Below are 12,676 nucleotides of genomic sequence, written 5' to 3' on the forward strand. Positions count from 1 at the left end.
ATTGCATTCCTGATTGCATGTTTGCTCCGGATTTTAGTTTCTACCCAAATCTTTAGCCACAAAGTAATTTTTTGCCATATAATTAGCCGCAAATGAGATCGAACGAACCCGAAAACACCGCTGCCAACGGCTCCCATCCGTCCCTGAAGACGGCGACGGACGGACCGCTGGTCAATGAACCCGACGACCCCCGCGTGATGGGCGTGGTGCGGAACTTCCGCGTGGCCGTGCGGGCCGTCCAGGCGCACTCGGCCTGGGTGGAACGCCAGTGCGGCCTCAGCGCGGCCCAGTTGTGGGCCCTGTGGGAAGTCGAGCGCAAGCCCGGCATGAGCGTCTCGGAAATTGCCCGGCGCCTGTCGATCAAGCCGGCGACCGCCAGCAACCTGCTCGACAAGGTCGAAGGCAAGAGCCTGTTGCGTCGTTCGCGCCAGGGTCCCGACCAGCGCGTGGTGCAGTTGTTCGTGACCGACGAAGGCGCCAAGTTGCTCGCCACGGCCCCGTTGCCGGCCCAGGGCGCGCTGCTCGATGCGCTCACGCGCCTGCGGGAAGCAGAACTCGACGAGCTCAGCCAGGGGCTGGAAGCCCTGGTCGACATCCTCCACACCAAGGACGAGGGGTCGGCCCTGTCGCCCATGCATCCTGGCAAGAGCTGAAACAGAACAGACACTTACACTCAAATATAAAGACGTTGGAAAGATGGATATCATCGTTCAAAAATATGGCGGATCCTCGCTCGCGGAAGACGGACAACTGCGGGCCGTGGCCCAACGCGTGGCTCGCTGCCGTGAAGAAGGCAAGGCCGTCGTGGTCGTGGTTTCGGCGCGCGGCAAGACCACCAGCCAGTTGCTGGCTCGAGCCGGCAAGCTGAACTCCAATCCGGAGCACCGCGAACTCGACATGCTGCTGGCCGCCGGTGAGCAGGCCTCGGCGTCGATGCTGAGCCTGGCGCTGCACGACCTGGGTCACGAAGCCGTTTCGCTGACCGGTCCCCAGGCCGGGGTCAAGACCTGTGACGCGCACATGAACGCGCGCATCAAGACGGTCGATCCCGAGCGCATGCTCGAGACCCTCGAAGAGGGCAAGATCGTGGTCGTGGCCGGTTTCCAGGGCGAGAGCCCGGAAGGCGACATCACCACGCTGGGCCGCGGCGGCTCCGATACCACTGCCGTCGCCCTGGCCGCGGCGGTCGGCGCCGGGCGCTGCGAAATCTACTCCGACGTCGACGGCGTCTACACGGCCGACCCGCGCAAGGTGCCCGACGCCACGCGCCTGAGCATGATCAGCCTGGCCGAGATGAAGACCCTGGCGCATCACGGTGCCGGCGTGCTCAACGAGCGTGCCATCGACTACGCCATCGAGCACGGCGTCACCATCGTCTGCCGCAAAGCGCACGGCGAGGGCGGTGAAACGATCGTCCGCGCCGAGCCGGGCCTCGGTCGCTCGCGCATCGTCGGCGTGGCCTGCCACGACGAGTTGCTGCAGGTCGAGTTCGACGAGTCGGCCGACCACGAAAACCTGCACGAGCGTCTCGACGACCTCGACATCTTCGTGCCGGAACTGGCCGAAGGCGAGTCGGGACGCTACCTGATCTCGATCGGCCAGCTTGCCGACGACGAAGGCCTGGCCAACTCGATCCGCGAGGAATTCGAAAAGGGCGTGGTCGTGGGCGGCCCCATCGCAAGCGTTTCCGCCGTCGGCTACAAGGCCGGCAGTGAGGAAGGCGCCGAGGACATTGCGCGGAAAGAACTCGAATCGGAAGGTATCGCCGTCCACGAGGTCATGCGCTTCGAACACGCTGTGACCTGCCTGATCGACTGCAATGCCGTCGAGCGCGCCATGCAGATCTTCCACGATCGATTCGAGATCACCGACACCGAGGTGGCCGATGTCGCCTGAAGGCGCACAAGCCGTCGCTGAACCGGTGTTTCGCAAGGCGCGCCCCGAAGACGGGGCCCGCATGTACGAACTGGTCAAGGAGATGGGCGGTCTGGAACTGAACACCGCCTACTTCTATGTGCTTTTCTGCATCGACTTCGCCGACACCTGCGTGGTGGCCGAGGTCGAGGGCAAGCTGGCCGGCTTCGTGCTGGGACACCGCCCGCCCGAACGCCCGGACGCGGTATTCGTCTGGCAGGTGGGCGTGGCACCGTTCATGCGCAAGCAGGGCATGGCTCGGCGCCTGCTCGAGGCATTCCTGGAGCAGAACCCGGATGCCCGCTGGCTCGAAGCGTCGGTGACGCCGAGCAACACGGCTTCGCGAAAGCTGTTTCGCTCGGTGGCACGAGACCACGGCGTGAACTGCGAGGTCGGCGACTTCATGCTGGCCGAGCACTTCCCCGACGGACACGAGCCGGAGGAACTGTTCCGCATCGGCCCGTTCGAAAAAAGCTGAACCGAATTCAATCCGAAAGTTAGTGAGTAAAGACATGAGTCATCATCTTGAAACCATCAATCGACTCGAATCGGAAGTGCGCTCTTACGTGCGCAACTTTCCGGCCGTGTTCACGCACTCGCGTGGCGCGCGCCTGATCGCCGAAGACGGTACCGAGTACATCGACTTCTTCGCTGGTGCGGGCGTGCTCAACTATGGCCACAACAACCCGGACATCAAGGCTGCGCTGATGGATTACCTCGCCGAGGATCGCATCGTGCACAGCCTGGACATGGCCAGTGCCGCACGGGCCGAGTTTCTCGAGCGCTTCGAGGAAGTCATCCTCAAGCCGCGCGGCATGGACTACAAGGTCCAGTTCCCGGGGCCGACGGGTACCAACGCCGTCGAAACTGCCCTGAAGCTGGCCCGCAAGGTCACCGGCCGCCAGAACGTGATTTCGTTCACCAACGGCTTCCACGGCATGACCCTGGGTTCGCTGTCGGTCACGGGTAACGCCATGAAGCGCGCCGGCGCCGGCGTACCGCTGTCCAATGCCTCACACATGCCGTTCGACGGCTACCTCGAGCAGGGCAGCGACACCAGCCTGGAGCTGCTCGAGCACATATTCGACGATGAAGGCTCAGGCGTGGACAAGCCGGCCGCCGTCATTCTCGAGACCGTACAGGCCGAGGGTGGCGTGAACGTGGCACGCATGGAGTGGCTCAAGAAGCTCGCCGACATCTGCGAGGCGCATGACGTCCTGTTGATCGTTGACGATATCCAGGTCGGTTGCGGCCGTACCGGTCCGTTCTTCAGTTTCGAGGCGGCCGGCATCAAGCCCGATATCATCTGCCTGTCGAAGTCGCTCAGCGGCTTTGGCCTTCCGTTCGCCGTCACGCTGTTCAAGCCCGAGCACGACCAGTGGTCGCCGGGCGAGCACAACGGCACGTTCCGCGGTCACAACCTCGCCTTCGTGACGGCCACCAAGGCGCTGGACTACTGGACCAACGACGAGCTGACCAAGGACGTCGAGCGCAAGACCGCCATCATCGAGTCGCGCCTGGGGGCGCTGGCCGAGCGCATTCCGGTCGAGGCCACCTTGCGCGGCCGCGGCTTCATCCAGGGCATCGCCTTCGACGACGTCGAGTTGGCCGGAAAGGCATCGGCCGAGTGCTTCAAGCTCGGCCTGGTGATCGAGACCGCCGGTATCGATGACCAGGTGCTCAAGCTGCTGCCGCCGCTGACCATCTCCGATGAAGACCTGGAGAAGGGTCTGAGTATCATCGAAGAAGCGGTGACCAAGGTAGCGAACGACGCTTCCCCGGACCGTAAGGTCGCCTGATCGAGCCTGGCTCGGGGCGGCCAGCGCCACTCCGGGTCTCAAGGGCTTCCGAAAACCGTAGTCGCGTCCGGGTCACCCGGCGCGACTTCTTTTTGTGATCCACAACCCACCCGGGTTCCAATACCAGGAGAGATCAGAATGATCGTCAAGAAATTGCAGGACATCATCGGAACCGACGACGACGTCGACACCGAAGGCTGGAACAGCCGCCGCTTGCTGCTCAAGGACGCCGGCATGGGCTATTCGGTGCACGACACCGTCATCAAGGAAGGCGCCGAACTGCACATGCACTACAAGAATCATCTCGAAGCCGTCTACCTCATCGAGGGCAAGGGCGAGATCGAGACGGTCGAAGACGGCAAGGTCTACGACCTGGAGGCCTTCACCATCTACGCCCTGGACCAGCACGACAAGCACATCCTGCGCGCCAACAAGGGCTCGCACATGCGCATGGTCTGCGTGTTCAACCCGCCGGTTTCCGGCCGCGAAGTCCACGGCGAAGACGGCGCCTATCCGGCCGACCTCGACTGAGTCGAACCGGCATTGCCATGCCCGGTCCATGTTGCAAGAAATTGAGCATGGTAGTTCTCGCAACGGCGCAATGGCGCAAAGGTCGCAAAGGTTATTCCTTTTCCTAGCGCCCATTGCGCCTTCGCGCCATTGCGAGAAACTTTGCGGCCTCAGAGACTTTCTGAAGTGCTGCTCTAACCGGCCTTGCGGAAGGTCAGGTTGATGCGCTGGGCGCCCATCAGCGGGTGTTCGCCTTCGGGCAGCGGCAGGATGCCGTGGTAGCGCAACCGGTCCGGGCCGCCCCAGACCAGCACGTCGCCGTGTTCGAGCAATAGCCGGTCCGGTTTGTCCTTGCGGCGGAAGCCACCCCAGAGAAACGTCGCCGGCAGGCCCAGCGAGAAGGACACCACCGGATGTGAATAGTCCTGCTCGTCCTTGTCCTGGTGCAGCGACAGCTTGGCGCCGGGACGATAGCGGTTGATCAGGCAGGCGTCCGGCCGGTAGCCGGGGAAACCGGCTTCTTCGGCCGCCTCGCCGGCCAGCTCCGAGAAGAGTTCGGGCATCGGTGGCCAGGGGCGGTCGCTGTCCGGATCGGTCTCGGTGTATCGATAGCCCTTGCGGTCGGTCATCCAGCCGAGATCCCCGCAAGAGGTCATCGATACCGACATCCGGTGCCCGCCCGGGGTCACGAGGTGGCGAAACGGCGCTTCGCGGTCGATGTCCCGGATAGCCTCGATGATGGCTTCGGCGTACTCATTCAGTCGGCCATGGAACAAGACCGCGCCCTCGGAGAATCGCTCGGCCGAACCCTCCGGCGCAGCGTTGTCAAAAAGTTGACCCGAGAAGGACATGCTTTGACTCATGAATGACGACAGGCACGACTGCAAGCCGAACATCGCCCGGCTTGCCGCCGCAATTCTCATTGTAGCGCTGTGCGCGGCCGCGCCGCTTCACGCCACTGCGTTCACGCCGGAGCAGCGGCGGGCCATCGTCGAACAGGCCGACGCGCTGCCGCGGCTCTACAGCCTGCTGGTGCTCCACGAAGGCGAGCCGGTAATCGAGCATGTGCGGACCGGTCCGGACCTCGACTCTCCGGCCAGCCTCAAGTCCCTGTCCAAGACCATCCTGTCGGCCCTGGCGGGCATCGCCATCGAACGCGGCATCGTCGAGGGGCCCGACCAGCCGCTGGTCGAATTGCTGGGCGATCGGGTGCCCCGGGCGGTCGACCCGCAGGTAGGCGAGATCACCCTGGGCCACGCGCTGGCGCTCCAGACCGGCCTGCGCAGCACCTCGGGGCGCTACTACGGCGCCTGGGTTCAGAGCGAGAACTGGGTCGCCCATGCCCTGACCCGGCCGATGGTCGACGAGCCCGGCGGCGAGATGATCTATTCGACCGGCTCGACGCACCTGGCCGGAGCCGCCCTGGTGGAAGCCAGTGGAAGCTCCCTGCTGAAGCTGGCCCGCGACTGGCTTGGCGAACCCCTCGACTTGCGCATTCCCGACTGGATGCGCGATCCCCAGGGCATTCACTTCGGCGGCAACCAGATGCGCATGAGCCCGCGCGCACTGGCCCGATTCGGCGAAGCCTACCGACTCGGCGGCACCGTAGACGGCAAACGGGTCGTTCCGGAATCCTGGATCGAGGCGTCCTGGACGCCGAGGGGGCGCTCGCCGTGGAGCAACGATCTCTACGGCTACGGCTGGTTCATCGACCGGCTCTCAGGCGTGAAGGCCTACTACGGGCGAGGCTATGGCGGCCAGGCGCTGTTCGTCGTCCCGGACGCGGCGCTGACCATCGTGGTGATCTCCGATCCCTCGCCGCCTTCTTACGGCGGGTATTTCGATCGCATCAAGCGGTTGGCGGCGAGTATTGTCGAGACGGCCGGGTAAGGCCGCTGGCGCGGCCTACACCCACTCCCGCGCCTGCAGGTACTCGGCCAGCCGAGACTCGGGCGAACCGGGTTCGGGTTGCCAGTCGTAGCGCCAGTGCGCCACGGCCGGCAGGCTCATCAGGATGGATTCGGTTCGCCCGCCCGACTGCAGGCCGAAAAGGGTGCCGCGGTCGTATACCAGGTTGAACTCGACGTAACGACCGCGGCGGTAGCGCTGGAAGTCGATCTCGCGTTCGCCGTAGTCGTGGTCTTTCCTTTTCTCGACGATGGGCCGGTAGGCGGCGAGGTAGCCGTCGCCGACCGCGCGCATGTAGGCGAAGCAGGTCTCGAAGTCCCAGGCATTGAGGTCGTCGAAGAACAGGCCACCGATGCCGCGCGTTTCGGCGCGGTGTTTGAGGTAGAAATACTCGTCGCACCAGCGCTTGTGCTCGGCATAGACCGTGTCGCCGAAGGGTGCGCACAGGTCGCGGGCGGTCTCGTGCCAGAAGCGACAGTCCTCCTCGAAGGGGTAGTAGGGCGTCAGATCGAAGCCCCCGCCGAACCACCACACCGGCGGCTCGCCTTCCTTTTCGGCGATGAAGAAGCGCACGTTGGCGTGACTGGTCGGCACATACGGATTGACCGGGTGCATCACGACCGACACGCCCAGAGCCTGGAAGCTGCGGCCGGCGAGTTCGGGGCGACGAGCGCTGGCCGCTGCCGGCAGTTCAGTACCGTGGACATGCGAAAAATTGACGCCGCCCTTTTCGAAGACCGCCCCGTCCTGGATCACCCGCGTGCGACCGCCGCCGCCTTCGGGGCGATCCCAGGCGTCTTCGTGAAAGCGCGCGCGGCCGTCGCTTGCCTCGAACGCGCCGCAAAGCCGGTCCTGCAGATCGAGGAGGTATGTCGCGACGTCTTCGACGCTGGATTCGGTGTAGGTCATTTCAGGTGGCGAACACGCGTCGTGCAGTGTGAACAGGGCCGATTCGTCGTCCGTCGGGGATGCGACCCCGACCTACGCGACCCGATCAGGCCGAAGCCTTCTTCTTCGAGGCCTTCTTTTTCTTCTTCTTCGAGGCCTTTTTCTTGCCGGCCTTCTTCTTTGCGGCTTTCTTCTTCGAGGCCTTCTTCTTGCCCGCCGCCTTCTTGCTGCCGGCCTTTTTCTTGCCGAATTTGCCGCGGCGGCCCTTGGGCGGCGCCTCGGCGAGCATTTTCTGGCACTCCTCCAGGGTCAGTTTCTCGGGCTCCTGGTCCTTCGGCACGCTGGCGTTGCGCTTGCCGTCGGTCACGAACGGCCCGTAGCGGCCCTTGAGGACCTGGATGCCCTCGTCGGAAAACTCCTGGATGATGCGCTCTTTCATGCGCTGCTTGTGCTCGGCCACCAGCTCCAGGGCCTGCTCGAGGGTGATGTCGTGGGGATCGTGTTCCTTGAGCGAGACGAAGTTGCGCTGGCCGTATCTCACGTAGGGACCGAAGCGGCCGATGTTGGCCTGCACCGGTTCGCCTTCGGGCGTCTCGCCGAGGTTGCGCGGAAGCTTGAACAGCTCCAGCGCTTCGGCGAGGGTGATCTTGTCCATCTTCTGGCCGGGTCGCAAGCCGGCGAACTGCGGCTTTTCCTCGTCCTCGGCCGCGCCGATCTGGGCGAATGGGCCGTAGCGGCCCAGGCGCACGATCACCGGCTTGCCGGTCTTGGGATCGGTGCCGAGCTCACGCGCCTGCTGGGCTTCCTTGCGGCTGACCGTCTCGTCCTTCTCCTTGACCCGGTCGATGAACGGCTGCCAGAACTCCTCGAGCAGGGGGACCCAGTCGTGCTCGCCGCGCGAGATGGCGTCGAGCTCGTCCTCGAGACGGGCGGTAAAGTCGTAGTCGACGTAGCGGTCGAAGTGCTGCGACAGGAACTTGGCCACCACCAGGCCGGTGGAGGTCGGGATGAAGCGGCGATTGTCGAGCTCGACGTACTCGCGATCCTTGAGCGTCTGAATGATCGAGGCATAGGTTGAAGGTCGGCCAATGCCGTACTCTTCCAGCGCCTTGACCAGACTGGCTTCGGAGTAGCGCGGCGGCGGCTCCGTGAAATGCTGTTCGGGCCGAATCGCGATCAGAGGGATCTCGTCGCCCTCGTTGATCTCGGGCAGGCGCGTGTCCTGCTCGGCGCGGGAATCGCGGTAGACCTTCAGGAAGCCCGGTTCGATCAGGGTCGAGCCCGAAGCGCGGAAGGTGGTGTCGCCGACGTCGAATTCGGCGCTGACCGTGTCGTAGACGGCCGGAATCATCTGGCTGGCCACCGCCCGGTTCCAGATCAGCTCGTAGAGGCGATACTGGTCGTCGCTGAGGTGATTCCTGAGCTTGATCGGTGTGAGCTTCGCCGAGGTTGGCCGGATGGCCTCATGGGCCTCCTGCGCGTTCTTCGACTTCGACTGGTAGAAGTTCGGCTTTTCCGGGGCCAGATTCTTTCCGAATTCGGAAGCGATGGTCTGGCGGATCTCGTTGATCGCCTCGCCGGCCAGCGAGACCGAGTCGGTTCGCATGTAGGTGATCAGGCCCTGGTTGCCGCTGCCGGTGTCGATGCCCTCGTAGAGCTGCTGGGCGATGCGCATGGTGCGCTGCGTGGTGAAGCGCAGGCGCCGAGCGGCTTCCTGCTGCAGCGTGGAGGTGATGAACGGCGGCTGCGGGCGGCGCCGGCGCTGGCTCTTCTTGACCCGCGCGACCTTGAAGCGCCCGCTGGCGGCTTCCTCGATCTGTTGTTTGAGTTCTGTGGCCCGGGTCTCGTTGTTGATGTCGAACTGCTCGAGTTTGTTGCCGTCGAGCTTGACCAGGTTGGCACCGAAGGCGTCGTCCTCGTTCTCGCCCAGGTCGGCCTCGATGGTCCAGTACTCCTGCGGGTCGAACTTCTCGATCTCTTCCTCGCGCTCGACGATCATGCGCAGCGCGGGCGACTGAACCCGACCGGCCGACAGGCCCCGGCGCACCTTCTTCCACAGCAGCGGCGAGAGATTGAAGCCCACCAGGTAGTCCAGGGCCCGGCGCGCCTGCTGGGCGTCGACCAGGGAATCGGCGAGATCGCGCGGCTCCTCGAGCGCCTTCTTGATGGCCCGTTCGGTAATCTCGGAGAACACCACGCGCTTGACGGGTTTGCCGGAGTTGACGCCGCGTTCCTTGAGGATCTCGGCAATATGCCAGGAGATCGCCTCACCCTCGCGGTCGAGGTCGGTCGCGAGATAGACCGCGTCGGCCTTCCTGGCCTCGGCGACGATCTTGTCGACGTGCTTCTTGTTGCGCTCGATGATGTCGTAGCGCATGGCGAAGCCGTGTTCCGGGTCGACCGCGCCCTCCTTGGGCACCAGGTCGCGCACGTGCCCGTAGGAGGCCAGTACCATGAAGTCGGGCCCCAGGTACTTGTTGATGGTGGTCGCCTTGGCCGGCGATTCGACAATCAGCAGATTTTTTGACATGCAAGCTTGTCTGGTTGTGCTGCGGGCACGAGTGCTAACGGCAGCAGCGTGATGGCGAAGCGTCTTCGCCGCAGGGTTTCGTGAATCGTAAACCGTGAATCGTCAATGAGCGAACCGCGCCCTCACAGTACCTTTCCATTCACGATTCACGATTTGCCATTTACGAAAGGCTTAACGAAGGCAATTCGTCAGGGGAGATTCTCCGGCCTTTCCGGCCGGCACCCTCAATGCCGGTATTCTCCCTCCTCGTCGAACATGAGGTCTTCCATCCAGGCGTAATTCGCTTCCTGGCCGGGCTGGTTGAACAGAACCATCAGGATCACCCACTTGACGTCTTCGAGGCTGATGTCCTCGGTCTCCAGTGCGGCGAGCCGGTCGATCACCATTTCCCGCCGCAGCGGGTCGAGCACCCCGACATTCTCAAGGTACAGGATGAACCCGCGGGCGTTGACGTCCAGTCGCCGGCTCTCGTCATCCGTGAACACACGAATGGGATTGCTCTCGTGGCCGCCGAGCTCCGGCAGCTTGCGCTGCTCGGCCAGCCCGTCGAGCCAGTTGAACGCGCGATCGATCTCGCCGCTGGAAAAGCCGGCTTCCTCGAGGCTCTCGCTGAGCGACTCGCGGTCGGGCTCCTCTTCCGGTTCGTCGTAGATGTAGTTCTCGAACAGGTACATCAGCAGGTCGAGCACGTTTTCCTTCATTCAGTTCCTTCCTCAGGCGTTGCGACTGTAGCGTCCTCCGGCGTGAGCGCTGACCTTCCCGTCCAGTTCCAGCATCAGCAACATCGAGGATACCGCCGCGGGCGTCAATTGTGAACGCTCGATGATCCGGTCGAACGGGGTGGGGTCGAATCCGACCGCTTGGAGCAGTTGCTCGTATTCGGGGTCACTCTCCATATGCGGTGATTCGCCCGATTCCTCAAGTCCGGCCGGCGAACCCGTCGGCCGGGGCTCGAGCAGATTCTCTATTTCGCCTGCCAGTTCGCGCGCCAGCGGGGCCAGATCCTCGACCACCTCGCCGGCGGTTTCGACCAGCCGGGCCCCGTCCCGGATCAGCCGATGGCAGCCGCGGGAGAGGGGATTGTGCACCGAGCCCGGGATCGCGAAGACTTCCCGCCCCTGCTCGTTGGCCAGTCGGGCGGTGATCAGCGAACCGCTCTTGATCCCGGCTTCGACCACGAGGACGCCCAGGCTCATTCCCGAGATGATGCGGTTGCGTGCGGGGAAATTGCCCTTGAGCGGGCCGATCCCCGGCGGAAACTGGCTCACCAGCGCCCCCGAGCGCGCGATGCGGCCGGCCAGGTCGCGATGGCGGGCGGGGTAGACCTGGTCCAGGCCGGTGCCCGCCACGGCGATCGTGGCGCCGCCGGCGTCCAGGCAACCGGCGTGCGCCATGCCGTCGACGCCTTCGGCCAGGCCGCTGGTGATCACGAACCCGGCGCGGGCCAGGGTCTTGGCGAACGAACGGGCGTGATCCAGGCCGCCGCTGGTCGCGTTGCGGCTACCCACGATGGCGATCTGTGGAGCGACCAGTGTGTCGGGTTCGCCTGCCACGAACAGGGCGACGGGGGCATCGGGAATGCGCTTGAGCAGTGGCGGGTAGAGCGCGTCGTCGCGGGTGATCAGCCAGCGACGCTCACCCGAAAGCCACTCCAGGCAGCGCGCCAGCCGCTCCTCGTCGGGCCGACGCAGTTGCTCGATGTGCCGGTCCGAAAGCCCGCAATTGCGCAGCGTTCGATCGTCGGCGCCGTGCCATTCGATGGGGCTGGCGAAGCGTTCCTCGAGGCCCGCGATGCGTTTCGGGCCGAGCCCGTCAACGAGGACGAGGCTCAGCCACTCCCGGGCTTGCTCCGGAGCGGGCACGGCCCGCCGGTCAGAGGCTTCGGTCGGGGTGCGCGAGGACGTCGTCGACCTGGATGGTGTTACCGCTGCCCTCGAGTACGATGGCATAGCTGACGTGCTCGAACGGGCGGAAGACCATGATCCGGCCGGCGAATTCGTCGGGCAGGTCCACGTAGCGCTTTTCCGGCTCGCGGAAAGCGGCACGACTCATCAGCGGGTAGCGCTCGTCGCGAATGGTCTCGCCGGGCCGGAACGCCGAGAAGGTATGGCCGGCCTGAATACCCTGCGCCGTGCCGAGATTGATCGCCACGACCTGGTAGTGACCCGCGCCGTAGCTGCTGCCGGTGATCGCGATCACGCGGCCGTCCTCGGGGATCTCGTCCAAAGCCCGCGGGTGGAAGGAGGCGTCGTAGACGTGATCGTGGACGGGCAGGACGAAGTCGCCCTCCATGGTTTCGCGGCGTCCGGAAAGGATTTCGACGATGGCCGGATCACCGGTCCTGACCACGCGGCCGCGCGCGGTTTCCCACAGCTCGTACCCGATCACCGGGTAGTTGTAGCGGTCGATCTGGCCGATGGTCGACTTCCACAGGGCACTGGCCGGGCGCAGTTCGGCGCGCACCTGGCCCTCTCGTTCGATCATCTTCTTGTTGATGCGCGCGTCGCTGTTCGGGTTGGCGCTTCGATCCTCGAACATGTAGTTGACCCGGGCCAGGACAACCTCGTCGCCGGTTTGGGCGCCGTCGAGGCCGCGCACGTAGGTGCGGTCGCCCGGGCCCGCGAGCACGCGCTGTTCGTTGTTGGCGATGACGTAGGGCAGTTGCTCGTACTCTTCGGCCGAGACGATGCGCGGCGCGTCCAGGAAGGTCTCCACGGCATCGAGCGGAATGGTCGAAATCGGACCGTCGATCGCTTCGCGTCTTACGTCGGGCGAGAGACGGCGTACCGAATCGTTGACCATCAGGCGTGGTTCGCCGTCGATGAAGACCAGCGAAATCACGTCGCCCGGATAGATCAGGTGCGGATTCTCGATTTGCGGGTTGGCGTCCCAGATCGCCGGCCATTGCCACGGCCGGGTCAGGAAACGACCAGCGATGTCCCAGAGCGTGTCCCCCTCCTGCACGACATACTCACGCGGATGATCCTCGCGCAGTTCCACGTCCTGAGCCTGTACAGTGAACGCCGCCAGTACAATAGCGGTCAGAAATACTAAGCGTTTCACGGAGCGACTCCCTCCAGCAATGCCCACAGGCTTGATTTTTCGCAGACTATCATAAACATTACCA

Annotated in this window: 12 protein-coding genes; 6 read left to right on the top strand and 6 right to left on the bottom strand. The window is 64.4% G+C overall.

Annotated features, from left to right (window positions below; genetic code table 11):
- The first annotated feature begins 92 nt into the window (after positions 1-92).
- The 5 genes from DZC52_RS08885 (at position 93) to DZC52_RS08905 (ending at position 4,244) form a co-directional block, all read left to right on the top strand.
- Positions 93-653, top strand: a complete 561-nt coding sequence (locus DZC52_RS08885) for a MarR family winged helix-turn-helix transcriptional regulator (protein ID WP_116650784.1) — start codon at positions 93-95, stop codon at positions 651-653.
- 43 nt (positions 654-696) lie between these two features.
- Positions 697-1,896 (top strand): aspartate kinase, encoded by a 1,200-nt coding sequence (locus tag DZC52_RS08890; RefSeq protein ID WP_116650785.1) that lies wholly within the window; start codon positions 697-699, stop codon positions 1,894-1,896.
- Positions 1,886-2,392: a diaminobutyrate acetyltransferase gene (gene ectA / locus DZC52_RS08895; protein ID WP_116650786.1), complete on the top strand. Its 507-nt coding sequence runs from the start codon at positions 1,886-1,888 to the stop codon at positions 2,390-2,392. Before DZC52_RS08890 ends, ectA begins: the two co-directional genes overlap by 11 nt.
- A 34-nt stretch (positions 2,393-2,426) precedes the next feature.
- Complete coding sequence (ectB, locus tag DZC52_RS08900) at positions 2,427-3,713, top strand: diaminobutyrate--2-oxoglutarate transaminase (protein WP_116650787.1); 1,287 nt, start codon at positions 2,427-2,429, stop codon at positions 3,711-3,713.
- Positions 3,714-3,851: 138 nt separating this feature from the next.
- Positions 3,852-4,244 carry an ectoine synthase gene (locus DZC52_RS08905; RefSeq protein WP_116650788.1) on the top strand — a complete coding sequence of 131 codons (393 nt, stop codon included), beginning with the start codon at positions 3,852-3,854 and terminating at the stop codon, positions 4,242-4,244.
- Positions 4,245-4,417: 173 nt separating this feature from the next.
- Here DZC52_RS08905 and alkB read toward each other — a convergent pair whose 3' ends face one another.
- Positions 4,418-5,086, bottom strand: a complete 669-nt coding sequence (alkB, locus tag DZC52_RS08910; RefSeq protein WP_245960793.1) for a DNA oxidative demethylase AlkB — start codon at positions 5,084-5,086, stop codon at positions 4,418-4,420.
- On the opposite strand from alkB, the gene DZC52_RS08915 reads away from it, so the two are divergent.
- Complete coding sequence (locus tag DZC52_RS08915) at positions 5,085-6,113, top strand: serine hydrolase domain-containing protein (RefSeq protein WP_116650790.1); 1,029 nt, start codon at positions 5,085-5,087, stop codon at positions 6,111-6,113. The two genes, alkB and DZC52_RS08915, sit on opposite strands and share 2 nt — an antisense overlap.
- A 15-nt stretch (positions 6,114-6,128) precedes the next feature.
- On the opposite strand, the gene hemF is transcribed toward DZC52_RS08915, so the two are convergent.
- The 5 genes from hemF to DZC52_RS08940 all read right to left on the bottom strand — a co-directional run bounded on the left by hemF (position 6,129) and on the right by DZC52_RS08940 (position 12,612).
- Positions 6,129-7,040 carry an oxygen-dependent coproporphyrinogen oxidase gene (gene hemF, locus DZC52_RS08920; protein ID WP_116650791.1) on the bottom strand — a complete coding sequence of 304 codons (912 nt, stop codon included), beginning with the start codon at positions 7,038-7,040 and terminating at the stop codon, positions 6,129-6,131.
- A gap of 85 nt (positions 7,041-7,125) precedes the next feature.
- Positions 7,126-9,549, bottom strand: a complete 2,424-nt coding sequence (locus tag DZC52_RS08925; protein WP_116650792.1) for a DNA topoisomerase I — start codon at positions 9,547-9,549, stop codon at positions 7,126-7,128.
- A gap of 224 nt (positions 9,550-9,773) precedes the next feature.
- Positions 9,774-10,250, bottom strand: a complete 477-nt coding sequence (locus tag DZC52_RS08930; protein WP_116650793.1) for a Smg family protein — start codon at positions 10,248-10,250, stop codon at positions 9,774-9,776.
- Between the two features lie 12 nt (positions 10,251-10,262).
- A complete protein-coding gene (gene dprA / locus DZC52_RS08935) occupies positions 10,263-11,411 on the bottom strand; it encodes a DNA-processing protein DprA (protein WP_245960794.1) in 1,149 nt (382 codons plus the stop codon).
- A 10-nt stretch (positions 11,412-11,421) separates the two neighbouring features.
- Positions 11,422-12,612: a LysM peptidoglycan-binding domain-containing protein gene (locus DZC52_RS08940; RefSeq protein ID WP_181918863.1), complete on the bottom strand. Its 1,191-nt coding sequence runs from the start codon at positions 12,610-12,612 to the stop codon at positions 11,422-11,424.
- Between the last annotated feature and the right edge of the window lie 64 nt (positions 12,613-12,676).

This window comes from Wenzhouxiangella sediminis (assembly GCF_003410055.1).
Taxonomy (GTDB): domain Bacteria; phylum Pseudomonadota; class Gammaproteobacteria; order Xanthomonadales; family Wenzhouxiangellaceae; genus Wenzhouxiangella; species Wenzhouxiangella sediminis.